The organism is Pseudomonas sp. NY15356 (genome assembly GCF_048068175.1).
In the GTDB taxonomy this organism is placed as follows: Bacteria; Pseudomonadota; Gammaproteobacteria; order Pseudomonadales; family Pseudomonadaceae; genus Aquipseudomonas; species Aquipseudomonas putida_K.
On sequence record NZ_JBLUPW010000008.1, the window covers coordinates 44,446 to 68,875 of the forward strand.

The following is a 24,430-nucleotide window of genomic DNA, read 5'->3' on the forward strand; positions in this document are numbered from 1 at the left end:
TCTGTGGGAGCCGGCTTGCCGGCGATGGGCTGCAAAGCAGCCCCGATTGTGCAAAAGCAACAGGCGTCAACCTTCCGCCTGATCGTCCCCTTCTCGACGGCTCATGCCGTACTTGCGCATCTTCTCCACCAGCGTGGTGCGGCGGATACGCAGGCGCTCGGCGGCCCGCGCGACGATGCCGTTGGCGTCGTCCAATGCCTGCTGGATCAAGCCCTGCTCGAGATTGCCCAGGTAGTCCTTGAGGTCCAGCCCTTCAGGCGGCAGCATCGCGTGGCCAGTGAAGTTCGGTGCATGGCCATTGATCGCCGCACGCTCCTCAAGGTCGCTGCGCAGGCTGTCGACCAGCTGCTCGTCCTCGTCGTCGACGTAGCGGAATTTCTTCGGCAGCTCGGAAACCCCGATCACCCCGTACGGGTGCATGATCGCCATGCGCTCGACCAGGTTGGCCAGCTCACGCACGTTACCCGGCCAGCCATGGCGGCACAGGGACATGATCGAGGCCGAGTTGAAGCGGATCGAGCCGCGCTTCTCGTGCTCCATGCGCGAGATCAACTCGTTCATCAGCAGCGGGATGTCCTCGACCCGCTCACGCAGCGGCGCCATCTCGATGGGGAAGACATTCAGGCGGTAGTACAGGTCTTCGCGGAAGGTCCCTTCCTCGATCATGGTCTCGAGGTTCTTGTGGGTCGCCGCGATGATGCGCACATCGATGCTCTGGGTCTTGTTGCTGCCCACCCGCTCGAAGGTGCGCTCCTGCAGTACGCGCAGCAGCTTGACCTGCATCGGCAACGGCATGTCGCCGATCTCGTCGAGGAACAGGGTACCGCCGTTGGCCAGCTCGAAACGCCCGGCCCGGCTGGTGATCGCCCCGGTGAAGGCGCCCTTCTCGTGGCCGAACAGCTCGCTCTCGAGCAACTCGGCCGGGATCGCCCCACAGTTGACCGGCACGAACGGCGCCTCGCGGCGCTTGGAATGGTAGTGCAGGTTGCGCGCGACCACTTCCTTGCCGGTGCCGGACTCGCCGAGGATCAGCACGCTGGCATCGGTGTCCGCCACCTGCTGCATCATCTGCCGCACATGCTGGATGGCCCGGCTGGTCCCCACCAGGCTGCGGAACAAGTTCGGTTCGCGCTGGCGGCCGCGCTCGCGGGCCTGGTCGTACATCTCGCGGTAGACCTGGGCACGGTGCAGCGAATCGAGCAACTGGCTATAGCTCGGCGGCATCTCGAGGTTGAACAGCACGCGACGGCGCAGGTCTTCCGGGAACTCCGCAGAAGAAATTTCACCTAAAAGCAGAACCGGAAGGAACTCATCCCAGGTTGCCACTGTCTTAAGGAGCCCCAGTACACCGCCTGGAGCATTCACGGTCCCGATCAACACGCATAGTACGTCACGACTCGAAGACAAAGACTCTACCGCCTGCTGCCAATCTTGGCTGGAGCAGGAGAGGTTTTCTTCGCCTAGAAAATTCAGGACCACCGCCAGATCGCGGCGGCGTTCGCTGTCGTCATCGATCAGGAGGATCTTGGTTTCACGCCACATGCGTTAGCAACTTCCCTAGTCATTTCGACGCCCGAGGGCGTGCTCGACATCATTCCGACTGAAATGATTCAGTGCTCGGACGTCTGAATTTGCGAAAACAGTCACTAGTTAAGTCAAAAAACCGCGCACAGTCAAATTAATGGCGCGCGATTCTCTGTACCGTCCAGCGTCAGCTGAACAGATGGTATACCTTTGCGGCGCTCTTCGCTTGGGTGATCGCAGTCATCTCGTCGACTATCGATTGACGTTCACCACTTGCAATTTCAATTAGTTGGCGATAGACGTCGAGCAAGGCCTCGAGCTTTTCCCGCACCACACCCTCTTCGCCCACCTCCCCCTGCAGCAACTGGTCGAGCGCTTCCCGGCAGGCCAGGTCCAGCTCGCCGATCACCACCCAGTCACGGGCCAGCATGGCCTCGCTCAGGGCCTGGCGGGTCGCTTCGATTCGCTGCAGTGCGCTCATATCAGTGTCCTCGCGCCTTATTGCTCGGCGCTGGCGATAGCATCCCAGCCGCTCTTGACGGTAATCATCAATTGCGCGACTTCGTCGATGATAGCCAGGTCGCTGTGCAGGTTGGCCTGGGTCAGGCGGGTGGCCATGTAAGCGTAGAGGCTGTCCAGGCGCTCGAGGTCGTCCGGGTTCTCGGCTTTTTCCTTGTCCAGGCCTTCACGCAGGCCGCCAATGATGTCGATCGCCTTGCCCAGCATGAGGCCCTTCTGCGCCACGTCGCCCCGGCTGATCGCACCCTTGGCCTGGGCCATGCGATCGAGCGCACCTTCCATCAGCATCTGCACCAGGCGGTGCGGCGTGGCTTCGGAAACCTGGGCGTGGGAATTGACCTTCTGGTACTGACGAAGGGCTCTCATCGGGTGCATGGTGGTTCCTCATCGAACGGGGCAGCGAACAGGCCGGATACCCAATGGATCGGCCGTTCGCAGGTTTTCTTTAGCGGTCTTTGTTGGGGTTGTTCAGGGCGTTGAGCGTGGTCATCACGCTGTCGCTGGTACCTTTGAGCTGAGCGACCAGAGTGTCCATGGCGTTGTACTTCTTGCTCAAGGTCTGGGTCAGGGTCTCGATGCGGCGATCCAGGGAGGCCTGGGATTCTTCGAGCTCCTTGAGCTGCTTGGTCAGGCTGTCCTGGCGCGTGGCGAGAATGCCGCCGGCCTTGGTGTAGTCGTCGGTCGCGGCGGTCATACGGCTGAGCAGGCCATCCTTGCCGGTGAACAGGCCGCTGATGTCGGCACCGTAGGTCTTGACCGCGGCATTCCACTTCTTCTCGTCGAGCTCCAGCAGGCCGGTCTTCTGCACGGTGTTGATACCGAGCTGCGACAAGGTGCGCAGGCCACCGGAGCCCATGCTGCGAGACACTTCGCTGCGGATCGAGTTGACCAGCGAGCGCATGGTCGAATCACCGGTCAGGGTAGCGCCCTTGGCGCTTTCATCGTTGGCGCCGGTGGTGACCTTGGTTTGCGTGTTGATGGCAGTCATCAACGCGTTGTAGGCGGTCACGAACGACTGCACCGACGCCTTGAGGGTGTCGTTGTTGGTCGACACCGAAAGGCTGGACTTGCCGGCGGCCACCAGCTCGATATTCACGCCACTGACTGCGCCGGTGATCGTGTTGGACTTCGACTCCAGGGCCAAGCCATCGAGGGTGTACTTGGCATTCTGCGGCTTGGCGATCACCTGGGTGTCGGTCGCCAGCTCCGAATCACCACCCAGGGTCAGGTCGGTCCCCTCCCCCATCTTGGTGGACGAGAACACCAGGCGAGAACCGCTGGCATCGGTGACGATGTTGGCGGTGATGCCCTTCGATTGCAGTTGGCCGTTGATCGTGTCGCGCGCCTGCTGCAAGGTCGCACCGGCGGCGATGCTGACGCTGTAGGTGGCATCGCCTTGGCCGATGGTCAGGGTTTGCGCCTCGCCCGAGCTGTTCACCGATGTGGAGGTGCCGCTGTAGACCTTGCTGGCGATCTTCGAGGCGGTCGCCAGCTGGGTGACTTCGAGGGCGTAGTTGCCGGCAGAAGCGCCGTCGGCCAAGGTGATCTTGGCCACCTTGTCATCCGACGATGTCGCGGCAAGGCCGTTGAAGCTCGCCTGGGTATTGAGCTTGGCAATGGCCGCGCGGAAGGTTTCCAGCGCACTCTTGATCGTGCCGATAGCCGACAATGTGGTGGTGGCGGTGGTGGTCTGGGTATTGATCTGCTGCTGCTTGGGCGCCTTCTCGGCATCGGCCAGGGCCTTGACGATAGCCTGGGTGTCGATCCCGGAACCAATACCACTGACGGTTGTGCTCGCCATCTTCACTCTCCTTTTTCGGTGACCGTCGTTTTTCCGACGAAAACGCGTCCGTGCTGCTTTACAACAAAAGCCGTGCCAACTCAGGCCTGGGTATCGAACAACAGGCTGTTGGCGTCCTTGAGGTTCTGCGCCAGCTTCAACGCCACTTCGGACGGCAGCTGGCGAATGACTTCGCCGCTTTGACGGGCGATGACCTTGACCACCACCTGGCCGGTGGCGTCATCAATCGAGAAATTGAGTTGCCGCTCCGAGGCTTTCACGAATTCCTGGATGGCACTGACAGCCTGCTCGAGGACGATACGGTCCGCAGGCGGGTCTTGCTTGTCGTCCAGCTCGCTGGCGGGCTGGACAGGTTCCTGACGCTTGGCCGGCAATGCATCGGCAGCGACAGGCGTCGGGTAGGACAGGCCCAGTTTCACGCTCATATCCATGTCTGGCACCTCTTGTGAATGAAAAGACGAAAGGGGCGCGTCGCCGCACCCCTCCGTCAACTACTCAACCGATCAGGATCAGCCCAGCAGTTTCAGTACCGACGACGGCAGCTGGTTGGCCTGGGACAGGATCGCGGTGGAAGCCTGTTGCAGGGTCTGCTGCTTGGTCAGCTCGGCGGTTTCAGCAGCGAAGTCGGCGTCCTGTACACGGCTGCGAGCAGCGGTGGAGTTTTCCGAGATGCTGTTCAGGTTGGCGACGGTGCTGTCGAAGCGGTTCTGAACGGCACCCAGCTGGGCGCGCTGGCTGTCGACCTGGGCGATGGCGGCGTCCAGGGCTTGGATGGCGATCTGCGAATCGTCGGCCTTGCTGATGCTCAAGTTGGAAACGGTAGTTTCCATGGTAGTAGCAGTCGCAGTTGTGGGAGACAAGCCCAAAGCCTTTAGGCCTGTACCTTGGCTACCGTCGCTCACCGAGATGTCCTTATCAGAGAAAAGCTTGAGAGTACCATCGGTATTTTTGCTTGCGGTGACGCCAGTGCTGGCGCTGTTAATGCTGGAAACAATGTCATCCATGGTGGAGCCAGCCTTCAACTTTACCTCAACCCCATTGAGGGTGACCGAAGTATCGCTACCAAGCTTGGCTTCAGTAGTACCGGCACTCAAGCCCAACTTTGCCAGTGCACCTGGACCAGTAGTGGCGTTGCTACCATTGGCGAGGTCAATCGCCTTACCATCTGCGGAGGTCAGCTCAAGCCGGCCATTAACGTTTGCGGCCTTAACACCAGTAACATCGCTAATAGCGGTGGCGTTAATTTTGCCTACGACATCGTCAATGTCATCGCCAGCAGCCAAATCGACAGCAGTGCCGTTAATGCTGATTTGTGCGTCACTTCCCAAGCCGCTAGCGGCTGTCGCGGTAAGGGCAGCAGTTACACCGGCGTTTGTAGACTGTCCAATGGTGAAGTCACTGGCCGAACTAAACACCAATTTACCAGTACCATCATCGGAGGCAGTTACCCCAGTGGTGCCAGTTTGAGCATTAATCTTGCCAATTGCTGCAGCAATATCATCACCGACAGCCAATGCTACAGTAGTGCCATTCACGTTGATGCTGTCACCCGCTACAATGGTGCCGAAGGCTGCAGCGGCAGTTGCTGTGGCGTTGGTCGCAGTGAATGGAGCACCGATTGTTTTGGCACTGAGCTCAGTAGTACCTCCTGCAACAGTAGCCTCGCTGAAGGTGCCCTTCAGTCCGGTAGCGCTGATATCTTTCATACCAAACGAAATAGTTTCGTTTGAGTTCGCACCGATCTGGAAACTAACGTTCTGGAAAGAACCATCCAGAATGTTACGACCACCGAAGGTAGTGGTGTTGGCGATACGGGTCAACTCACCGGACAGAGCAGTGAACTCCTGCTGCAGGGAAGCACGGTCATCGCTGCTGTTCGAACCGTTGGCCGACTGCAGGGCCAGTTCGCGCATACGCTGCAGGATGGAGGTGGATTCCTGCATCGCGCCTTCAGCGGTCTGGGCGATGGAGATGCCGTCGTTGGCGTTCTTCACGGCAACGCTCAGGCCTTTGATCTGGCTGGTCAGGCGGTTGGCGATCTGCAGGCCAGCGGCGTCGTCCTTGGCGCTGTTGATTTTCAGGCCGGAAGACAGGCGGGACATCGAAGTACCCAGTGCGTCGGAAGCACGGTTCAGGTTCTTCTGAACGCCCAAGGAAGTGATGTTGGTGTTAACGGTTAAAGCCATGACGAATTCCTCGTTGGATGGATACAGCGGCTTCCGGCCTTGGCAACCGCCGGGTGTGGCCTAGAGAACCTTCGTAATGGTTATCGTCGGGAGCGGCGGTTGCTTGAGGGCTTTTTGCAAAAAAAAATGCCATTACAGTGCCACCCTTAGAAATCAGAGGGTTATGGGGGGAGCCATAGGCTTGTGGAAGGGGTTTTGGATTCGTTGGCTGTACCGGCCCAATCGCGGGGCAAGCCCGCCCCTACAGGCTCAGGCGCAACGGCATACACCCTGTGGGAGCGGGCTCGTCCCGCGATTGGGCCGGCAAACCCGAGGCACAAAAAAAGCGCCTGGCGGAAAACCCGCCAGGCGCTTTTTTCAACAACCGAGGTCAGTCGCGATAGAGAATCGCCGAACCCCACGACAGACCCACGCCGAAGCCGCTGATGGCCACACGCTTCCAGGCGCTGTCGAACATGTGCTTCTGCAGCAGCAAGGGCACGCTGGAGGACACGGTGTTGCCAGTCTCGAGCATATCCTTGACGAACTTCTCGGGGTGTTCTTCCTCGAAGCGTCGCGCCACGGCGTCGACGATCGCCGCGCTGCCCTGGTGGATGCAGAACGCATCGATATCTTCGGACTTCAAGCCACTGGCATCGAGCAGCTCATGCAGGTGCGCCGGCACCTTGACCAAAGCGAAGTTGAATACCTGGCGGCCGTTCATGAAGAAGGTGCCATCGCTGACCTTCAGATGCTCGGCACCCGAACCGTCGGTGCCGAAACGGGCTTCGCCCAGCTGCCAGACCGCACCCTCGCCCATCCAGGTGGCGGTGGCGGCATCGCCGAACAGCATGGTGGTGTTACGGTCTTCGGGGTCGACGATCTTCGAATACGGGTCGGCGGTGATCAGCAGGCCGTTCTTCAGGCCGGTCGCCTGCATGAAGCCTTTGATGGCGTACAGGCCATAGACATAACCGGAGCAGCCCAGCGACACGTCGAAGGCCGCCACACGGGTGGACAGGCCCAGCTTGTCCTGGACGATGGCGGCGGTATGCGGCAGGCCTTCCTCGTCACCGTTCTGGGTGACCACGATCAGCACATCGATCGACTGCGGGTCGAGCTCCGGGTTGTTGGCGAACAAGGCCCTGGCGGCCTCGACGCACAGGTCGGAGGTTTCTTGCGCTTCATCCTTGCGCGGCAGGAAGGATGCACCGATCTTGCCGAACATGAACGCTTCGTCCTTGCCGAACTTCGCACCCTGGACGTAGTTGTCCAGGCCAGCGGTGGGCACGTAACTCGCGATGCTTTTGATGCCAATCATTCTGGCTTCCCAATGAAAACAGCCAAAGACCACCACTCGATGAATTGAGGGCGCCAAATACCGGGGCGATGCCACCGTGGGTTCGAGACAGGCCGACTACCAGGTACGCCGCTCGCACACCGGTAACAAAATGCTGCAGCAGCTGCTGCATAGAATACAGGGAAGATGAACGTTTTGACTCATTAGTCACATTGAATTGCTACGAAAGCCGTGCCAAGGGGCAGAGGCAGCCTCTGTAGAAGCGGCCTTGAGCCGCGAAAGGGCTGCGTAGCAGCCCCGGCTTTTCAGCGCCACCATCGGATATCGCCGGGGGCGCGCTAGCTGAATCAGAGCTTGTTGAACAGGCTCAGTTGGGAGATGCGCGCAAAGGCCAGCTGCGAGGCCTCGAGCATTGCCTGCTGCAAGGTCAGGGTGATGGTGGCCGAGGCCATGTCGGTGTCACCGATGGCGCTCTGGGTGCTCTTGTTGGCCAGGTCCAGGCTGGTGTTCTCCTGCAGCTGGATTTCCAGCGAGTTGCCCCGCGCACCGATGGAGCCGCGGGTGATGTCGATACGCTCGCGGGCGCTGGCCAGGTTGGAGATCGCCGAGTCGGTGGCCGACTTGAGCGCGGCTTGCGCCTGGGGGCTGTCCACCGGCTGCTCCAGGGCGCTGCGCAGCTGGCCCAGGGTATCGAGCACGTTCTGGGTGCGATGGGTGTTGGCGGTGACCGAGAACTGGTCGCCTTCGCCGGGCGGCCCGTCGAGCTGGAAGGTGACACCCGCCACGGTCAGGCTGTTGCTCGCATCCAGGGTACCCGTGGCCACCGGTTTGCTGTCGGCCGAATACGGCTGCGCATACAGGGCGAACTCGGTGTCGCTGGTGAATTTGATCACCGCGCCGTCACTCGGGAAGGTGCTGCGGTACTTGTCGCCATCGGTGATGGTGGTACCGGTGACCTGCGCCGTCGAACCGTTACCGGCGCTGCGGGTGGCGGTCAGGGTGTCGGGCTTGGCCTCGACGGTGAAGCTGTGGTTGGCGATGGCGGTGTCCGGGTCGTCGCCTTCCTGCAGGTTGATGTCGATCTCGAACTCGACACCGCGCAAGGAAATGATGTCGCCGCCTTCGGCGTTACGGTCGAACTTGCCGTTGGTCGGGGTTTCGCTGGTGATATCGTTGCCCGCGGCGTCGGTGACGCTGTATTCGGTGGCGCTCTTGAAGGTGATGGTGTACGGCTGCCCTGCCCCGAACTTGTCATTGTAGGTGTTCACCGAACCCAGCAACCCCTGGGACAGGCCGACACGGCCATCGTCGGGCAGCGGCGCGGTCAGGTTCGACTGGGTGCGGCTGTTGTTGATGGCCTGGTCGAAGATGCTGTAGCCGCTGTCGTTGGTGGCCAGGTGCAAGGTATCGGACACCTGCAAGCTGAGCTGGGTCTGGTCGCCGCGGTAGCTGTAGGTGCCATCGCTGTTGCGCACATAGGGCGGCGAGGAGGTCTTGGAACCGCCGAACATGTAGTCGCCATTGGCGTCGCGGGAGTTGAGCAGGCCGAAGACGTTCGCCTCGATCTCCTTGATCTCCTTGCTGATCGAGGTGCGGTCGGCGTCGCTCAGGCCGCCGTTGCCTGCCTGGATCGCCAGTTCGCTGGCACGCTGCAGGGCGTCGTTGATGGTCGAGAGCACGCTCTCTTCCTGCAGCAGCGCATTGTTCACCGTTGTCATGTTGGCGCTGTATTGCCCCAACAGCGCACTCTGCTGCTGCAGCAGCAACAAGCGAGCAGCCCCCACCGGGTCGTCGCCGGCGGTCTGGATGCGCGACTTGGAGGTGATCTGCTCCATGGTCTTGGCCGTACTGGAGAAATTCCTCGAGTAGGTGTTGGCGTTGGTCTCATAGAACTGAGCAGTTGAAATACGCACGGTCAGCTACTCCTTCAGAGGGCGTTGATCAAGGTGGAGAAGGTTTCTTGCGCGGTCTTGATGATCTGCGACGACGCGGTGTAGTAGTGCTGGAACTTCACCAGGCTGGCGGCCTCGTCATCGAGGTTGACCCCCGACACGGCACTGCGGCTTTCGCGGGCCGACTTGAGCACGGCTTCGGTCGCCGTGCTGTCGATGCCAGCCTGGCTGGCCTTGGCCCCTACCCGCTCGACCAGCGAGGCGTAGGCGGACGTGAAACTGATGCCGCCACCGGAGCCGGTACCTACGGTCGACTTGGTTTGCAGGCCGAGCAAGGCGTTGGCATTGCGGTTATCGGACTTGCCATCGGCGTTGAACGACAGAGTGAAGCTGTCATTGGCCGTCGGGTTGCCGCCGATCGTGGTGTTCACGGTGAACGAACGCGGCTGGCCGTCGCTGCCGATAATCGGGTTACCCGCGCTGTCGAGCATGGGCACGGCGATGGCCAGCTCGTTGTCCTGGCCCGGGACGATGCTGCCCGTGCCGATCTGGGTGCCCTTGGCGTCGAACACCGCATACCCCTGCGAGCCATCGCTGGCAGCCTGGAACACCACGCGCACCGGCATCGAATCGCGGATGGACTTCTGGATCAGCGCGGTGTCGGCACCGCCGTAGATATCCAGGTTGTCGCCCAGCACCGGCTGGGTGATGGTGCCGGTACCGCCATTGCCGCTACCAGCCGTGGCACTGATCGGGCCGGCGAAGGCCAGCTTGTTGGCATCGGTGAGCACGGTACTGATCGAGCCGGCCGCAGCCCGGGTGGGAATGACCTTGAAGCTGTCGCCGGCGGCCAGGTTGCCACCCTTGAGCTTGAGGCTGAAGCCATCGATCACCGGCGCTGGGTCAGCATTGAGGTCGAAGCTGCCCATGTCGGTGCCGTCCGAACGGCGCACGCTGTACTGCGTGCCGCTGGTGAACTTCACCTCGTAGTCGTAGGTGGTCAGCGCGCCACTGTCGGCGATGGTCACGTCGAGGTTGCCGGAGCCTGCGCTGTTGTTGGAAGAGGCCAGGCTGCGCTGGGCGATGGCCGTGGCGCTGTTGATGCTGGAGAACAGGCCGCTGCCGAACTGCCCGTTGATGTCCAGGCCCTGGCCCAGCTGGCTGTTGATGCTGTCGGCGACCACCAGGGCCACCCGCCCCAGCTCGTTCATCGAGGGGATCAGCACATCGCTGCGATAGCGCAGCAGGCCGCCGATCTGCCCACCACTGACCACCGAGGTGACATCGGAGCTGAAGTTTTCGTAGTTGACCTGCAAGCCGTACTGGCTCTTGTCGGCCGCACCCGGGGCGACCGACAGCGTGTTGGCACGGTAGCCGGTGACCAGCGACTGGCCAGTGCCCAGGTACACGTCGTAGTTGCCGTCACGCTCCTGCACAGTGACACCCACCAGCTCGTTCAACTGGCGCACAGCTTCGCTACGGGCATCGAGCAGGCTATTGGGCGTGTTGCCTGAGGCGGACAACTCGGTGATCTGCTTGTTGTACTCGGCGATGCTGGCAGTCAACTTGTTGACCTGCCCGGCCAAGGTGTCCAGCTGCGAATTGATCACCTCGTTCTGCTGGCTCAACTGGCTGGAAACCGAATTGAAGCGGTTGCTCAGGGTCTGCGCCTGGGTCAACAGCAATTGCCGCGACGCCACGTCGCTGGGCTTGGCGGCAGCAGTCTGCAAGGCCGAGAAAAAGGCGGTGAGCACCGAGCTGATTCCGGTGTCGCGGTCGGCCAGCAGCTTGTCCACGGCCGTGATCTGGTCCTGGTAGGCGACAGCGTCGGCCTGCAGCGAGGTCGCGGTCTGCAACTGGTTGTCCAGGTATGCGCTGTAGATGCGGCGAACGTCGGAAATGGTCGTGCCGGTACCCAGGAAGCCTGCGCCGATGTTCTGCACCGGGCCTGCATGCTGGATCGCCTGCTGGCGCGAATAACCGGCGGTGCCGGCATTGGCGATGTTGTTACTGGTAACCGACAACGCCGCCTGGCTGGCATTCAGGCCGCTCAGGCCGATCGAAATCAGGTTCGACATGCTTCAATCCTTATAAATTCGTGGTTCTGCCAGCCATGGCGTATTGCGGGGTTGGCTGCATCTGCCGGGCAATGCTGATGATCTTCTTCGCGTAGCCGGGGTCGGTCGCGTAGCCGGCCTTCTGCAGCTCTCTGGCGAACTGTTCGGGGTTATCGGCCGACTTCAGCGCATCTTGATAGCGCGCATTGTTCTGCAGCAGGCTGACCAGGTCGTGGAAGCTGTCCTGGTAGGAGTCGTAGGAACGGAACGCCGCGGTCTCCTTGACGAACTGCCCGCCACGGAACTCACTGGTGATCGCCCGCGCATGTCCGCCCTGCCAATTACCGGTGGCCTTGATGCCGAACAGGTTGTGGCTGCTGGTGCCGTCGGCGTTGCGCATCACCGACTTGCCCCAACCGGTTTCCAAGGCGGCCTGGGCCACCAGGTAGCGGGGGTCGATGCCGATGCGCTTGGCCGCCTGCTCGGCCATCGGCAGCATGGTAGCGACGAACTGGTCGCTGTCGCTGAAGGCCTTCTTCGGTGCCAGCGGCGGCTGAGCCACGGCACGGCCAAGAATGCGCAGGCCGTCATCTGGCACGGCGAAGCTGCGCGCGACCTGCTGCCCTTCGCGGGCCGGCACGGCGGCGGTGTTGCTGGTGGCCGCCGACGGCACGATGCCGGCCAGCAGGCGATCGGTAAGCTTGCCCGGCAACGCCAGGCGGCGGGCATTGAGCGCCGCCACGTCGTTGCGGGCGGAAGTCGGCTCCCCATGCACGGGCGCTGCCACCTGCTGGCTGCCCCACAGTGCTGGAGCGTTGCCTTCGATACGTGGGAAGGGGCTGGTATTGGCCTGGGCGCTTTTGTGCTTGGTCAGCTGGCGCACCAGCACATCCTGCAGGCCGATGCCGCCGCCCTCGCGCGACATGCTCACGGCCAGCTGCTGGTCGTACATGTCGCGGTACTGCTTGACCGTCTCGCTGTTCATCGGATTGTCGTCGGCCAGCACGTCGCTGGCCTTGCGCGAGGCCTTGAGCATCTCGCTGATGAACAGCGATTCGAACTCCTGGGCCACCTTACGCACGTTGGCGTCGCTGTCGCGATCACCGTGCTTGAGCGCGCTCAGGCGGTTGAGGTCGGTATAGGCGCCGCTGTCGGCGTGTCCGGAGACCAGGCTCTTGGGCGTCATGGGCAGGCCTCCTCAGATCACGATCAGGTCGGCCTGCAAGGCGCCGGCCTGCTTCAGGGCTTCGAGGATCGCCATCAGGTCGCTGGGCGCCGCCCCGACCTGGTTCACCGCACGGACGATCTCGTCCAGGGTGGTACCCGGGCCGAACTTGAACATCGGCTTGGCCTCCTGCTGGGCATTGACGCGAGAGCGCGGCACCACGGCGGTCTGACCATTGGAGAACGGCCCCGGCTGGCTGACGATCGGGTCTTCGGTGATGGTCACGGTGAGGCTGCCGTGGGTCACCGCCGCCGGCGAGACCTTGACGTTCTGGCCGATGACGATGGTGCCGGTACGCGAGTTGATGATGACCTTGGCCACGGCCTGGCCCGGGTCGATCTCCAGGTTCTCGAGGATCGACAGGTAGTCCACCCGCTGGCTTGGGTCCATGGGCGCGGTGACGCGCACCGAGCCACCGTCCACGGCCTGGGCGACACCCGGGCCGAGCAGCTCATTGATCTTGTCGACGATGTGCTTGGCGGTGGTGAAGTCCGGGCGGTTGAGGTTCAACGTCAGGCTGTTGCCCTGGTTGAAGCCGCTCGGCACCGCACGCTCGACGGTGGCACCGCCCGGGATACGGCCGGCCGAGGGCACGTTGACGGTGATCTTGGAACCATCCCGACCTTCGGCGTCGAAGCCGCCCACCACCAGGTTGCCCTGGGCCACGGCGTAGACATTGCCGTCGATACCCTTGAGTGGGGTCATCAGCAAGCTGCCGCCGCGCAGGCTCTTGGAGTTACCGATGGAAGAAACGGTGATGTCGACCACTTGGCCGGGCTTGGCGAAGGCCGGCAGGTCCGCGTGCACGGATACCGCCGCCACGTTCTTGAGCTGCACGTTGCCCGACCCTGGCGGCACCTTGATGCCGAACTGCGAGAGCATGTTGTTGAAGGTCTGCAGGGTGAATGGGGTCTGGGTGGTCTGGTCACCCGTACCGTTCAAGCCCACCACCAGGCCGTAACCGATCAACTGGTTGGTACGCACGCCGGAAATGCTGGCGATGTCCTTCAGGCGCTCGGCCTGGGCGCCGAAGGCACAGGACAGAAGCAGGGTCGCGGCGATCAGCTGCCTTACGTTGAACATGGTCATTCGACTCAGAAGGGCCAGAGCGGGCTGATGAAGAAGCGGTCCAGCCAACCGGGCTGGCTGGCATCGGCGAAGGAGCCGGTACCCGAGTAGGTGATACGCGCATCGGCCACGCGGGTGGACGGCACGGTGTTGTCGGTGGCGATGTCATCGGCGCGGATCAGGCCGGCGATACGCACCAGCTCCTCGCCGGTGTTCAGGGTCAGCCACTTCTCGCCACGCACGGCGATGATGCCGTTGGGCAGCACCTCGGCCACGGTGACGGTAATCGAACCGGTCAGGGTGTTGCCCTGGGTCGCCTTGCTGTCACCCTTGGTGGCGCGCTCGCCGCTATAGCCAGCCTCCAGCGACAGGTCACCGCCCCCGAAAGGGTTGTTGGTGTTCGGGCTGGTGCCGAACAGCGAGGTCAGGCCGATGTTGGCGTTGCTGTTCTTCTGGATCTGCGAACCTGCGTTCTTGCTAGCCGAAGTGCGCTCGTTGAGGGTGATGGTGATGATGTCACCCACCCGGAACGCCTTGCGGTCGGTGTACAGGTTCTGCTCGAAACCGGCCTGGTAGATCGAACCGTTGTTGGCCGCCGCGGGCAACGGGGTACGCGGCAACACCGGCGCGTAGTACGGGTCGTTGGGCTTTGGCGTCGGCGCGACGCAACCGGCCAACAACACCGCGCCCCCGAGGGCGAAGACGGACAACAGACGATTCATGACGCTTACCTCACGGTGTAACGGGCTTGGGGCTTACAGCTGCTGGGTGACGAACGAGAGCATCTGGTCGGCGGTGGAGATGACCTTGGAGTTCATCTCGTAGGCGCGCTGGGTGGTGATCATGTTCACCAGCTCTTCCACGGTGCTGACGTTGGAGTTCTCCAGGGTCTGCTGCAAGGTGGTGCCGAAGCCGTTCAGGCCCGGAGTACCGATCTGCGGTGCACCGCTGGCGGCGGTCTCCAGGAACAGGTTGTTGCCGATGGCCTGCAGGCCGGTCGGGTTGATGAAGTCGGCAGTCTGGATGTTGCCGATGATCTGCGCGGCCGGGTTGCCGGCGGTGGTGATCGACACGGTGCCGTCCTGGCCGACGGTGAAGGTCTGGGCATCCGGCGGCACGACGATCGCAGGCTCCAGGGCGAAACCGTTGGCGGTGACGATCTGGCCGTCGGAATTCAGGTGGAAGGTGCCGTCACGGGTATAGGAGACGGTGCCGTCCGGCTGCAGCACCTGGAAGAAGCCGCGACCGTTGACGGCCATGTCCAGCGGATTCTCGGTGGTCTGCAGGCTGCCAGCGGTGAAGTTCTTCTGGGTGCCGACGATGCGCACACCGGTACCGACCTGCAGGCCCGAGGGCAGCTCGCTGTCCTGGGTCGACTGGGCACCGGGCTGGCGCTTGATCTGGTACAGAAGGTCCTGGAATTCGGCGCGATCACGCTTGAAGCCGGTGGTCGAGACGTTGGCCAGGTTGTTGGAGATGACAGTCAGGTTGGTGTCCTGGGCGGACAGGCCGGTCTTAGCGACCCAAAGAGCCGGAAGCATTTAGTGTTCTCCTCGTGCGCCTGTTTTACGGCACCCGTTCAAAAGTGATTAGCCGATTTGCAAAACCCGAGCCATGGCTTCATCGCCTTCCTTGGCCGCGTTCATCATCTTGACGTGCAGCTCGAACTGGCGGGACAGGGCCAGTACCGAGGTCATTTCCTCGACGGCGTTGACGTTGCTCGACTCCAGAAAGCCCGACACCACCTTGACGTTGACGTCGGCATCGGCCGGCTGGCCGCTGGTGGTGTGGATCATGCCGTCCAAGCCCTTGGTCAGGCCCTTGGTATCGGGGTTGACCAGCTTGATGCGATCGACCTCGGCCATCACCCGCGGGTCTTCACCCATGGCGCGGATGCTGATGGTGCCGTCTTCGCCGATCTCCACCTTCTGCTCCGGCGGAATGGCGATCGGGCCGCCATTGCCGATCACCGGCATGCCGTTGCCGGCACGCAGCACGCCCAGGGCATCGATGTTCAGGCTGCCGGTGCGCACGTAGGCTTCGCTGCCGTCCGGTGCCTGCACGGCGATGAAACCGTCACCGCTGACGGCCACGTCCAGCTCGCGGCCGGTTTCCACCAGGGCACCTGCGGTGAAGTCGGTAGCCGGGCGTTCGGTCATGGCAAACGCACGCGCCGGAAAGCTGTCGCCGAACACCGGCATCGACCGCGCCTGCTCCAGGTCGCGCTGGAAGCCGTTGGTAGAAACGTTCGCCAGGTTGTTGGCGTGGGCCCGCTGGGCCAGCGCGTTCTGGCTGGCGCCGGTCATGGCCACGTAAAGCATCTTGTCCACAGTCTCTCCTTCTGCGCGTACCCGTGCCGCGCGCATGCTGCACAGGGATAAGCAAATATCGAACCAAGGTTGCCAACCCAGTAATTACGGGGACTGTAGCGCCTGGCTCGACCTTGACCGTCAGTTTGTCGGCGAATCTTTGCCGACAGCGGCAAGACACTGCTCAGTAATCGCGGCAACCGGCATTGTTGTAAGGGCCGGAGTGACGCACCCAACCTTCGCCCGGGTTGCTGGCCGAGCACATGAAGCGGCCGGTGGCCAGGCTTTGCCATTGGTAGAAAGGCGCGGGGGCCGCAGACAGCGACAGGGAGATGCACAGCGCGGGGAACAGGCTGAGCGGGAGCCGTTTTTTCATGGAGGTATCTCGTTGGCAGGGGCTGCCAGGCAGCCCCTGCCCGATCATCAGGTCATCTGGATGATGGTCTGCATGATGGTGCTTTCAGTGGAGATGGTCTTGGCGTTGGCCTGGTAGTTGCTCTGGGCTTTGATCAGGTTGACCAGCTCGCCGGTGAGATCGACGTTGGAGTCTTCCAGCGCACCGCCCGCGATCTGGCCCAGGGTGCCGGTGCCAGGCTCGCCGATGACCGGCACACCCGAAGCATAGGACTCCTTCCAGGCGGTGCCGCCCACTGGCGTGAGGCCCTGCAGGTTGGCGAAGTTGGCTACCACCACCTGGCCGATCACTTTGTCCTGGCCATTGGTGAAGTTGGCGAACAGGTTGCCACTCGGGTCCACGGTCAAGCCGGTGAGCTCGCCAGTGGCATAGCCATCCTGGCTTTTGGCGGTGGTCGCCGACGCCGCGTTGTACTGGGTGGTCGCCAGCATGTCCAGGGTCACGCCGCCCGTGCGCGCAGTGGCACCATTGCCGACCCAGTCGCCCGCCGCATTCTTTTCGGCCGGTACCCAGCCATTGAGGGTGAAAGTCTTGTCATCGCCGATATCCAGACCACCGGGCACCGCGCCCGCCGTCATGGCGGCGGTGTCCAGGGTACCGTCGGACTTGAACGGCAGCTTGTTGACCAGCGGTGTATCGAGGCTTGGATCAGTCGGGTTACGACCGTCGATGGTGGTGTACATGGTCCACGAGTTGGTGCCCGCGTCCTTGATGAAGTACTGGTTCAGCTGGTGCGCGTTGCCCTGGCTGTCGAACACGTCGGTGTTGAAGGTGTAGTTGTAGCTGTTGACATTGGTCGGATCGAACGGCGTCACGCTCGGCGTCGAGGCGCTGGAGTTGAGGTTGACGGTTTCGGAAATCCGACCGGTCGGGTTAGGCGAGAGGTTCGAGGTATCGATCTGCAGGTTGGTCAGCACCCCCTGGACGATCTTGCCATCGGCATCGACCGCATAGCCCTGCAGGTTGGCGCCCGAGGCGTTGACGATGTAGCCGTCCTTGTCGCTGTAGAACGCACCGGCACGGGTGTAGATCTTCGAGCCATTGTCGCTCAGGGCGAAGAAGCCGTTGCCGTCGATGGCAAGGTCCAGGGCCTGGCCGGTGCCGTTGATATTGCCCGGGGTGAACATCTGCGATACCGCGGCGGTCTTCACACCGCTACCGACAGTGGTCTTGCCGGCGCTGGTGCCGCGAATGGACGCCGAGTACTGGTCAGCGAATTCGGCACGGGAGGACTTGAAGCCTGTGGTGGCCACGTTGGCGATGTTGTTGCCGGTAACGTTCAGAGCCTTGTTCGCCGCGTAGAGCCCGCTCAGGCCAATATTGAAAGACATTTACTTGCTCCTTCTGCCGATTGCGCGGCGTTAGATTCCGATGGTAGTTACTTTGGAGATGCCGATCTTGCCGATGCCGGCAAGGTTGAGCATCATCTCGCCGCCGCTCTGGAAGCTGACACTGTTCACCGTTGCCGGCAGCAGCGTGGCGAGCGTCACGCTCTTGCCATCGACCGTGGTGCTGGCGGCGAAGGTGTAGTTGCCCGGGTCGACTTTCTCGCCCTTGTCGTTGGTGCCATCCCAGATGAAGTCGGCGGTACCGGCCTTCTGCGCACCCAGCTCGATGGTCTTGACCACGTTGCCGTCCTTGTCCTTGATGGTGACCTTGCCTTCGGTGATGTTCTGCGGCAGTACCACCTGGCCGGTGAAGCTCTTGGTGGTGTCGACCATGGCCTTGTCGTTCTGCACGATCACCGAACGGCCGACCAGGGACGAGGCCTGCAGCGCCTGGGAAGAGCCCATGCCGCTGAGGATGCCGTTGACCGACTGGTTCAGCGTCTGGATACCTTCAAGGCTGCTGAACTGGGCCAGCTGGGCGACGAATTCGCCGTTCTCCTGAGGGTCCAGTGGGTTCTGGTTCTTCATTTGGGTGACCAGCAGTTGCAAGAACGCATCCTTGCCCAGCGCACTGCCGGCGGTACCGGTGCTGCTGTCGGTCTTGGGGTTCTGCTTTTGCAGCGACGTCAGGTAGGCACTGCCGACTTCGCTGGTGGAATTGGTCGTGGTCATGTCGATGTCCTATCACTGACCCAGGGTCAGGACCTTCTGCATCATGGTCTTGGCGGTGTTCATCAGTTCGGCGTTGGTCTGGAACGCACGGCTGGCGGAGATCATGTCGGCCATCTCCTCCACCACATTGACGTTCGGGTAGTAGACGTAGCCGTCTTTGTTCGCCGCCGGATGGTTGGGCTCGTAGCGCGCCTCGAGGTTGCTCTGGTCCTCGACGATGCCCATCACCTGCACGCCCTGCCCCGCCTCGCCCTGGTCCTGGAACAGCGACTGGCCGGCACCATCCTGGGCCTGCTGGAACGTGGTGGCGAACACCGGGTGGCGTGCGCGGTAGGTCTGGTCGATGCTCGAGGACACGGTCTCGGCGTTGGCGATGTTCGAGGCAACGGTGTTGAGGCGGGTGTTCTGCGCACTCATGCCGCTACCGGCAATGTTGAAGACACTGGCAAGGGACATGGTCACTCTCCGCGCAGGGCCGAAATCAGCCCTTTGAATTTACTGTTGAGCAGGGTGAAGCTGGCCTGGAAGCCAATGGCGTTCTCTGCGTAGTTCGACTGCTCGATCTGCGCATCGACGGTGTTCTGGTCGATCGAAGGCTGCATCGGCGTGCGGTACTTGAGGGTGTCATCGCCCATGGCCAAGCCCTGGGCCTCGATGTGCCGGGTGTTGGTACGGTCCAGGGCGATGCGGCCGTCCTGCTGCTTGGCCGCCTCGGCGGCGAGCACCGCCGAGAAATCCATGTCGCGCGCCTTGTAGTTGGGCGTGTCGGCATTGGCGATGTTATTGGCCAGGACCTCGGCGCGCTGGGCGCGGAAGCTCAATGCCTGCTCATGGATGCCGAGCGCCTTGTCGAAGCTGATGCTCATGTCTGGGAAACCTTCGAAGGTTGACCGGAAGAATCGTGAGCAGGCTAGAGCAAGGTTTGTGCCAAGCGGCAAGGGCCCAGTAAAACCGGGGTTTGGGGCGCAGGTGGCAAAATGGGATGCCAGAAAAGCGGCAAAGTGCTTCCGCCTGGTGAAGGGAAAGCGGCAATCGCGTGGTGGCAAAAGCGGCAAAACAAAAAATTGACACCAATTGAGGCCATGGTCGAACCATGCACAGCTTGAGGCTCAGGGTCTGGGCAAACCAGATCGCTCCCAAGCTGTATCATCGACGAATTTGTCGGCTATTTCAGTGGAATTTACGAATTTTCCCACAAGCTACACGGAAATGATCACCATTTTTTCGTGATGTGATTTCCCCCTGCACACGCTGTCAGGGAGACACCACATGTTTCTAGGCCACTACATACCTTCGTGGCAGGAAATCGAGTCACGCATTATCAATGAAATGGGCTATCAGGGAGGCGCCCATTTCCGCACGCACCTCAACGAACAGGTCGCCTCGCTGGCGCTCAACCTACGCCGGGTCAGAGCCGTTCAATCGGCCTTCGACCAGGCTGAATGGCAAGCTGCACGTATGCTGCGCCAACGCTTCGCCGACCTCGAAATCGCCAGCATCGTCGACGAACTGCTCATCGTCGTGAGGCAGATGGCGATGATCATCGCCAGCGGCGTCATCACCGGCGGCGCCATTGGTGCAGGAATAGGCGTATTGGGTGCAGGAGCGAGCGCCATTCCCTTTGCCGGCGCGGGCGCGGCGATGGGTCTTAAGGTCAGCGGCTGGATCCTCGGCGTACTGGGGCTGGCGTCCATCGCCGAGTTTTTCATCGACGGCCTGCCACGCATCGGCGAGTACTACCTCGATGGCATCTGCATAGCCTGGAAAGGTACGCGTGGCGACGAAGGTCTGAGCCCATTCAGCCAGGACGACCCGCATGCGGTATCCCGAGCCGCCCATCATATTGCCCTGGGTCATGTAGAAGTCGTGGTGTTGCTACTGGGCGCGATTGTGTCCTACCTCACGCGCGGGCGAGGCGACGCCCGGGTGCTGGCGCAGGAGATGGCGGCCAGCCGCAAAGGTGCGCGGCTGGGGCAATGGATGCTCAAGCATGAAGAAGGGTTGAAGAAACGGCCGGATCTGCAGGTGCCGGTGCGGCGCAAGGGGGCGGTGGGTGACCCGCAACCGGTTCGCCCGAATCAGCCCAAGAAGGAGTCAATGAAGGCCCACCCCGGCACGATGGCATTGCATAATGTTGAATGCTTCAAAGCTGACAAAGTGCCGGAATACAAAATAGGAGAATTCAAGCGACAGTTGAATGGTCAGGAAGATGGGCTCAACGGGATGACTGTTGAAGAATTTTTGGAAAAAGTTGAAAGCCCGAACCAGCGAAACAAAGGGCTTGCCCAGAGAGCGAGAAGGAAGGAACAGGAAGTCATCCAGGAAAAATTTGCAAAAGAGCTCAGGAAAACCATGGATCCATCTGAAGCGCAACGGATCGCAATAGAAAAAGCCCGAAACCGCATGTCAATCACAGCGGCACTACACAACCCAGACCTCATCGCAGGAGGTCGAGACGTCATATCGGACTTTGGGGACCGACAAGTAAACTCAATAATAGGCCCCCAATGGAAAACAAAGATACCCAACTTGAAGAAAGCCGCCGAAACGGTACCGCTGGAGCTCAGAGGCTCAACCCGCATGAATATAAAACTACACAAATGCTAACGCAAGGCGATTGAAATGGATAAAATTTTTTCCAAGTTCATTGAAAACTTCGGCCTACCGATTGACCGCCGGGAAGTACCTACCTCCACAATCGAAAGATACAGAGACAAGCTTCCCTCCAAGCTCTTGGAATATTGGTCCGAACATGGATGGGGAGGCTATGGAGAGGGCATATTCTGGCTGGTCAACCCACAAGAGTATGACGCCGTAGTTTCCTGCTGGATTGCAGGCACCGCATTTGACTCACATGACAACTATCACTTGATTGCAAGAAGCGCTTTTGGAGACTTATATCTATGGGGCGAAAAAACTGGATTCTCACTGGAAATAGCAAGCCTTAGCTCTCAGTACGTCTTCTATAAAACTGATTTTACAAAAGAACAGCTCAACTCCGAACTTCAAGGCTTTATCCTATCAAGAAAAGTCGACTCAAATGATTTCAATGACCTTTTCAATCCCGCCAGAGAAAAGCTTGGCAGACTTAAACATGATGAGATGTACGGCTTTTTCCCTGCACTCATGCTGGGTGGCTCCGACTCCCTGCAGCACCTTCAAAAAGTCAGCGCCATTGAGCACTTGGTCTTTCTTGCGCAACTGGCAGACCTGCAGCCTTATCCCTTCTCCGAGCAACCCGATTGATGCTGCAACCATTCAATGAAGTAGCACAATCACGGACCAAGCGCCGTCAGGCGCCTGGCACCTATATGATGGGCGGGCCTAGCCAGGTGGAGCATCTCGAAAAGGTCAAGGCCGTAGAGCACCTACTTTTCCTTTCACAGCTCACTGAACTCGAGCCTTACAGCTTCTCTGACTTCTGAAGCTGAACCTCACAGCCTCCACCTACCTCATTTGGCCTGGTAGATGATCCCCGGGCTGCACTGCACCATCTGGTAGTGGTCCGGCAAGCCGTTGAGCGCCTCGGACGCGCCGAGGAACAGGTAGCCACCGGGCTTGAGGGTGCTGTGGATGCGTAGCAGGATGTCTTTCTTGACCTGAGCCGAGAAGTAGATCAGCACGTTGCGGCAGAACACGATGTCGAACTTGCCCAACGCCGCGTAGCTGTCGAGCAGGTTGAAGGAGCGGAACTCCACCCGGCTGCGAATCGGCGCCTTGACCGCCCAGCGGCCCGGGCCCTTGGTGTCGAAGTAGCGCTGCAGGCGCTCCTGGGACAGGCCACGGCCGATGGCCAGGCTGTCGTATTCGCCGGTCTTGCAGTTGGTCAGCATCGACCCGGACAGGTCGGTGGCGACGATCTGCGCGCCCATCTTCAACTGGCCCAGGTTGCTGCGCTCGAACTCATCGATGGCCATGGAGATCGAGTACGGCTCCTGCCCCGAGGAGCAGGCCGCCGACCAGATGCGCAGGCGCTGGCCGGGGTTGTTCTTGATGAACTCCGGGATGACCTTGTTCTTGAGCACCTCGAAGGGGTAGGTGTCGCGGAACCACAGGGTCTCGTTGGTCGTCATGGCGTCGACCACCTGCTCGCGCAAACCGCCCCGTGGCTGGCTCTGGATACGCTGCACCAACTCGCCCAACGACTTGATGCCCTGCTGCTCCATCAGCTTATTGAGACGGCTGGACACCAGGTACTGCTTATTCTCGCCCAGCAAGATGCCACAGGCTTTCTCCAGGAAGACCCGGAACTGTTCGAAATCCAAATTACCCGTAGACAATGCTGCCGCCTCTTTCCAATCACTGGTGCCGGGGGCTGGCCCCCGGCGGTTTCAATGCGTCGCCTTGATCCGGTCGACCACCCGCTGGGCCAGGTCGTCCGGCTTGAACTTGGCCAGGAAGTCGTCGGCACCGACCTTCTTGACCATCGCCTGGTTGAAGACGCCGGACAGCGAAGTATGCAGCACGATGTGCAACTTTTGCATGCGTGGATCGCTGCGAATCTCCGCGGTCAGGGTATAGCCGTCCATCTCCGGCATTTCAATGTCGGAGATCATCATCAGGAATTCTTCATCCGGGCGCTTGCCCTCTTCCACCAGCTTGTGCAGGTAGTCCAGGGCCTGGCGGCCGTCGTTGAGCGCCACCACCTCGACACCCACTGCCTGCAGGCAGCGGCTGACCTGCTTGCGCGCAACCGACGAGTCGTCGACCGTGAGCACCCGCAGCATCACTGCCTTGTCTTGCACCTCGGCATCGATCACCCCGGCAGAAATGGCCTCGGAGGCCGGCGACACCTCGGCCAGCACCTTCTCCACGTCGACGATCTCCACCATGCGGTTGTCCACGCGGGTGACCGCCGTCAGGTAGTGGTCGCGACCGGTACCCTTGGGTGGCGGGTGGATCTCTTCCCAGTTCATGTTGACGATGCGTTCGACCGAATGCACCAGAAAGCCCTGGGTCTTGGTGTTGTACTCGGTGATGATCACGAAGCTGTTGCGTGTTTCTTCCCGCAGGCCGGGCAAGCCGGTCGCCATCGACAGGTCGAGGATGGGAATGGTTGCTCCGCGGATGTTCGCCACGCCACGCACCACCGGGTGGGACTTGGGCATCACGGTCAGCTCCGGGCACTGCAGCACTTCCCGCACCTTGAATACGTTGATGCCATAGAGCTGTTCGCCATTGAGGCGGAACAGCAACAGCTCCAGGCGATTCTGCCCCACCAGTTGCGTACGCTGGTTGACCGAATCCATGACTCCAGCCATGCCAGACTCCTCTAGTTCTCGCCTATGTACCGAATCGGCACGGGCTTTGCTTTTTTGAGCGCCATGTATATGAAAACGACATTTTTCCGACGTCTGACGCGCCTGCTGGGCGGCTCGCTGGCCATGATCTGCCTGCTGGCCCCCGGCAACCGAGCGCTGGCCGATGCGGTTACCTTGCCTGAACAGCTTATCGGCGTCACCCAAGGGTTTCTTGAATTCACCGTGGAGGACTACCTGGCCACCAGCCAGACGCCGGGCCGCTACGAGATCCAGGTCAACACCCTCGACCCGCGCCTGCGCATGCCGACATGCAGCCAACAGCTGGACGCTTCGCTGGAGAGCCCGGCACAACCGCTGGGCAGGGTCACGGTACGGGTGCGCTGCGCCGGCAGCGCGCCGTGGACGGTATTCGTGCCGGCCCAGGTGCGCTTGTTCCGCGACGTGGTGGTGATGGCGCGCCCGCTCAAGCGCGAAAGCGTCATCGGCGAAGGCGATGTGAGCCTGCGGGAACGGGACGTGGGCACGCTCAACCAAGGCTTTCTCACCGACCTGGACCAGGCCGTGGGCATGAAGCTGCTGCGCCCGACCGTGCTGGACCAGGTGCTCACGCCACAGCATCTGGAACAAGCCGAGGTGGTGCGCAAGGGCGATCACGTGGTGATCATCGCCCGCAGCGGCAGCCTGAGCGTGCGCATGCCGGGCGAAGCCTTGAGCAAAGGCGGCCTGTCGGAGCAGATCCGCGTGCGCAACCTGAACTCCAAGCGGGTGGTCAAGGCACGAGTGACCGGGCCAGGCCAAGTCGAGGTGGCCATGTAGTATTGGGCCTGCCAAGGC

The 24,430-nt window shown here is 61.4% G+C and carries 25 protein-coding genes; 4 read left to right on the top strand and 21 right to left on the bottom strand.

The genetic code is table 11. The annotated features are described in order from the left end of the window. Positions 1-66 precede the first annotated feature (66 nt). The 19 genes from fleQ to flgB form a co-directional block, all read right to left on the bottom strand. Positions 67-1,542: a transcriptional regulator FleQ gene (gene fleQ, locus ACNFCI_RS08680; protein ID WP_084858237.1), complete on the bottom strand. Its 1,476-nt coding sequence runs from the start codon at positions 1,540-1,542 to the stop codon at positions 67-69. 169 nt (positions 1,543-1,711) lie between these two features. Beyond that, positions 1,712-2,005: a flagellar protein FliT gene (locus ACNFCI_RS08685; RefSeq protein WP_084858238.1), complete on the bottom strand. Its 294-nt coding sequence runs from the start codon at positions 2,003-2,005 to the stop codon at positions 1,712-1,714. A gap of 17 nt (positions 2,006-2,022) precedes the next feature. Beyond that, positions 2,023-2,418, bottom strand: coding sequence for a flagellar export chaperone FliS (gene fliS, locus ACNFCI_RS08690; protein WP_084858239.1), 396 nt, complete (start codon positions 2,416-2,418; stop codon positions 2,023-2,025). Positions 2,419-2,488: 70 nt separating this feature from the next. Beyond that, positions 2,489-3,844 carry a flagellar filament capping protein FliD gene (gene fliD / locus ACNFCI_RS08695; protein ID WP_368830021.1) on the bottom strand — a complete coding sequence of 452 codons (1,356 nt, stop codon included), beginning with the start codon at positions 3,842-3,844 and terminating at the stop codon, positions 2,489-2,491. Between the two features lie 80 nt (positions 3,845-3,924). Next, the gene (locus ACNFCI_RS08700; RefSeq protein ID WP_368830022.1) at positions 3,925-4,275 is read right to left on the bottom strand and encodes a flagellar protein FlaG; all 351 of its coding nucleotides are present in this window, start codon (positions 4,273-4,275) and stop codon (positions 3,925-3,927) included. 78 nt (positions 4,276-4,353) lie between these two features. Further along, on the bottom strand, positions 4,354-6,030 hold the full coding sequence (locus ACNFCI_RS08705; protein ID WP_368830023.1) for a flagellin: 1,677 nt from the start codon (positions 6,028-6,030) through the stop codon (positions 4,354-4,356). 370 nt (positions 6,031-6,400) lie between these two features. Continuing rightward, entirely contained in the window at positions 6,401-7,330 is a 930-nt protein-coding gene (locus ACNFCI_RS08710; protein ID WP_368830024.1) for a ketoacyl-ACP synthase III, read from the bottom strand. Positions 7,331-7,656: 326 nt separating this feature from the next. Then, positions 7,657-9,222, bottom strand: a complete 1,566-nt coding sequence (locus tag ACNFCI_RS08715) for a flagellar hook-associated protein 3 (protein WP_084858244.1) — start codon at positions 9,220-9,222, stop codon at positions 7,657-7,659. Between the two features lie 14 nt (positions 9,223-9,236). Next, a complete protein-coding gene (gene flgK, locus ACNFCI_RS08720) occupies positions 9,237-11,279 on the bottom strand; it encodes a flagellar hook-associated protein FlgK (protein ID WP_324813548.1) in 2,043 nt (680 codons plus the stop codon). Between the two features lie 10 nt (positions 11,280-11,289). Next, a complete protein-coding gene (gene flgJ / locus ACNFCI_RS08725; RefSeq protein ID WP_368830025.1) occupies positions 11,290-12,444 on the bottom strand; it encodes a flagellar assembly peptidoglycan hydrolase FlgJ in 1,155 nt (384 codons plus the stop codon). 12 nt (positions 12,445-12,456) lie between these two features. Further along, positions 12,457-13,566, bottom strand: a complete 1,110-nt coding sequence (locus tag ACNFCI_RS08730) for a flagellar basal body P-ring protein FlgI (protein WP_084858247.1) — start codon at positions 13,564-13,566, stop codon at positions 12,457-12,459. A gap of 11 nt (positions 13,567-13,577) precedes the next feature. Further along, positions 13,578-14,273, bottom strand: coding sequence for a flagellar basal body L-ring protein FlgH (gene flgH / locus ACNFCI_RS08735; RefSeq protein WP_084858248.1), 696 nt, complete (start codon positions 14,271-14,273; stop codon positions 13,578-13,580). Positions 14,274-14,306: 33 nt separating this feature from the next. Then, the gene (gene flgG / locus ACNFCI_RS08740) at positions 14,307-15,092 is read right to left on the bottom strand and encodes a flagellar basal-body rod protein FlgG (RefSeq protein WP_196156517.1); all 786 of its coding nucleotides are present in this window, start codon (positions 15,090-15,092) and stop codon (positions 14,307-14,309) included. 48 nt (positions 15,093-15,140) lie between these two features. Next, positions 15,141-15,881, bottom strand: a complete 741-nt coding sequence (gene flgF / locus ACNFCI_RS08745; RefSeq protein ID WP_084858250.1) for a flagellar basal-body rod protein FlgF — start codon at positions 15,879-15,881, stop codon at positions 15,141-15,143. 163 nt (positions 15,882-16,044) lie between these two features. Continuing rightward, a complete protein-coding gene (locus ACNFCI_RS08750; protein ID WP_084858251.1) occupies positions 16,045-16,236 on the bottom strand; it encodes a hypothetical protein in 192 nt (63 codons plus the stop codon). 47 nt (positions 16,237-16,283) lie between these two features. Continuing rightward, entirely contained in the window at positions 16,284-17,606 is a 1,323-nt protein-coding gene (flgE, locus tag ACNFCI_RS08755; RefSeq protein ID WP_084858252.1) for a flagellar hook protein FlgE, read from the bottom strand. A gap of 30 nt (positions 17,607-17,636) precedes the next feature. Continuing rightward, positions 17,637-18,335 (bottom strand): flagellar hook assembly protein FlgD, encoded by a 699-nt coding sequence (flgD, locus tag ACNFCI_RS08760; protein WP_368830026.1) that lies wholly within the window; start codon positions 18,333-18,335, stop codon positions 17,637-17,639. Between the two features lie 12 nt (positions 18,336-18,347). Continuing rightward, on the bottom strand, positions 18,348-18,791 hold the full coding sequence (gene flgC, locus ACNFCI_RS08765) for a flagellar basal body rod protein FlgC (protein WP_084858254.1): 444 nt from the start codon (positions 18,789-18,791) through the stop codon (positions 18,348-18,350). A 2-nt stretch (positions 18,792-18,793) separates the two neighbouring features. Further along, a complete protein-coding gene (gene flgB / locus ACNFCI_RS08770) occupies positions 18,794-19,201 on the bottom strand; it encodes a flagellar basal body rod protein FlgB (RefSeq protein ID WP_084858255.1) in 408 nt (135 codons plus the stop codon). Between the two features lie 403 nt (positions 19,202-19,604). Here flgB and ACNFCI_RS08775 point away from each other — a divergent pair, with 403 nt between their 5' ends. Genes ACNFCI_RS08775 through ACNFCI_RS08785 form a run of 3 tightly spaced genes read left to right on the top strand, consistent with a single transcriptional unit; the run spans position 19,605 to position 21,760 of the window. After that, on the top strand, positions 19,605-20,942 hold the full coding sequence (locus tag ACNFCI_RS08775) for a DUF6861 domain-containing protein (protein ID WP_368830027.1): 1,338 nt from the start codon (positions 19,605-19,607) through the stop codon (positions 20,940-20,942). A gap of 15 nt (positions 20,943-20,957) precedes the next feature. Beyond that, the gene (locus ACNFCI_RS08780) at positions 20,958-21,581 is read left to right on the top strand and encodes a GAD-like domain-containing protein (protein ID WP_416767835.1); all 624 of its coding nucleotides are present in this window, start codon (positions 20,958-20,960) and stop codon (positions 21,579-21,581) included. Further along, the gene (locus ACNFCI_RS08785) at positions 21,581-21,760 is read left to right on the top strand and encodes a T6SS immunity protein Tdi1 domain-containing protein (RefSeq protein WP_416767836.1); all 180 of its coding nucleotides are present in this window, start codon (positions 21,581-21,583) and stop codon (positions 21,758-21,760) included. Before ACNFCI_RS08780 ends, ACNFCI_RS08785 begins: the two co-directional genes overlap by 1 nt. A 27-nt stretch (positions 21,761-21,787) precedes the next feature. Here the strand turns inward: ACNFCI_RS08785 and cheR are convergent, their stop codons facing one another. Both cheR and ACNFCI_RS08795 read right to left on the bottom strand, forming a co-directional pair. Then, on the bottom strand, positions 21,788-22,615 hold the full coding sequence (gene cheR / locus ACNFCI_RS08790; RefSeq protein ID WP_084858256.1) for a protein-glutamate O-methyltransferase CheR: 828 nt from the start codon (positions 22,613-22,615) through the stop codon (positions 21,788-21,790). 51 nt (positions 22,616-22,666) lie between these two features. After that, positions 22,667-23,596, bottom strand: coding sequence for a chemotaxis protein CheV (locus ACNFCI_RS08795; RefSeq protein ID WP_084858257.1), 930 nt, complete (start codon positions 23,594-23,596; stop codon positions 22,667-22,669). 63 nt (positions 23,597-23,659) lie between these two features. On the opposite strand from ACNFCI_RS08795, the gene flgA reads away from it, so the two are divergent. After that, positions 23,660-24,412: a flagellar basal body P-ring formation chaperone FlgA gene (gene flgA / locus ACNFCI_RS08800; RefSeq protein ID WP_084858258.1), complete on the top strand. Its 753-nt coding sequence runs from the start codon at positions 23,660-23,662 to the stop codon at positions 24,410-24,412. Positions 24,413-24,430 lie beyond the last annotated feature (18 nt).

Excerpts from the sequence above, each read along its gene's own strand:
- flgA (WP_084858258.1), top strand. The coding sequence starts at position 23,660 with ATGTATATGAAAACGACATTTTTCCGACGTCTGACGCGCCTGCTGGGC.
- flgK (WP_324813548.1), bottom strand. The coding sequence starts at position 11,279 with ATGTCGAACCTGATTTCGATCGGCCTGAGCGGCCTGAATGCCAGCCAG.
- ACNFCI_RS08750 (WP_084858251.1), bottom strand. The coding sequence starts at position 16,236 with ATGAAAAAACGGCTCCCGCTCAGCCTGTTCCCCGCGCTGTGCATCTCC.
- flgH (WP_084858248.1), bottom strand. The coding sequence starts at position 14,273 with ATGAATCGTCTGTTGTCCGTCTTCGCCCTCGGGGGCGCGGTGTTGTTG.
- fliS (WP_084858239.1), bottom strand. The coding sequence starts at position 2,418 with ATGCACCCGATGAGAGCCCTTCGTCAGTACCAGAAGGTCAATTCCCAC.
- flgC (WP_084858254.1), bottom strand. The coding sequence starts at position 18,791 with ATGTCCCTTGCCAGTGTCTTCAACATTGCCGGTAGCGGCATGAGTGCG.
- fliD (WP_368830021.1), bottom strand. The coding sequence starts at position 3,844 with ATGGCGAGCACAACCGTCAGTGGTATTGGTTCCGGGATCGACACCCAG.
- flgB (WP_084858255.1), bottom strand. The coding sequence starts at position 19,201 with ATGAGCATCAGCTTCGACAAGGCGCTCGGCATCCATGAGCAGGCATTG.
- flgE (WP_084858252.1), bottom strand. The coding sequence starts at position 17,606 with ATGTCTTTCAATATTGGCCTGAGCGGGCTCTACGCGGCGAACAAGGCT.
- ACNFCI_RS08730 (WP_084858247.1), bottom strand. The coding sequence starts at position 13,566 with ATGTTCAACGTAAGGCAGCTGATCGCCGCGACCCTGCTTCTGTCCTGT.
- ACNFCI_RS08775 (WP_368830027.1), top strand. The coding sequence starts at position 19,605 with ATGTTTCTAGGCCACTACATACCTTCGTGGCAGGAAATCGAGTCACGC.
- ACNFCI_RS08710 (WP_368830024.1), bottom strand. The coding sequence starts at position 7,330 with ATGATTGGCATCAAAAGCATCGCGAGTTACGTGCCCACCGCTGGCCTG.
- ACNFCI_RS08705 (WP_368830023.1), bottom strand. The coding sequence starts at position 6,030 with ATGGCTTTAACCGTTAACACCAACATCACTTCCTTGGGCGTTCAGAAG.
- ACNFCI_RS08685 (WP_084858238.1), bottom strand. The coding sequence starts at position 2,005 with ATGAGCGCACTGCAGCGAATCGAAGCGACCCGCCAGGCCCTGAGCGAG.
- ACNFCI_RS08795 (WP_084858257.1), bottom strand. The coding sequence starts at position 23,596 with ATGGCTGGAGTCATGGATTCGGTCAACCAGCGTACGCAACTGGTGGGG.
- flgJ (WP_368830025.1), bottom strand. The coding sequence starts at position 12,444 with ATGACGCCCAAGAGCCTGGTCTCCGGACACGCCGACAGCGGCGCCTAT.
- flgG (WP_196156517.1), bottom strand. The coding sequence starts at position 15,092 with ATGCTTCCGGCTCTTTGGGTCGCTAAGACCGGCCTGTCCGCCCAGGAC.
- ACNFCI_RS08780 (WP_416767835.1), top strand. The coding sequence starts at position 20,958 with ATGGATAAAATTTTTTCCAAGTTCATTGAAAACTTCGGCCTACCGATT.
- fleQ (WP_084858237.1), bottom strand. The coding sequence starts at position 1,542 with ATGTGGCGTGAAACCAAGATCCTCCTGATCGATGACGACAGCGAACGC.
- flgD (WP_368830026.1), bottom strand. The coding sequence starts at position 18,335 with ATGACCACGACCAATTCCACCAGCGAAGTCGGCAGTGCCTACCTGACG.
- ACNFCI_RS08700 (WP_368830022.1), bottom strand. The coding sequence starts at position 4,275 with ATGGATATGAGCGTGAAACTGGGCCTGTCCTACCCGACGCCTGTCGCT.
- ACNFCI_RS08785 (WP_416767836.1), top strand. The coding sequence starts at position 21,581 with ATGCTGCAACCATTCAATGAAGTAGCACAATCACGGACCAAGCGCCGT.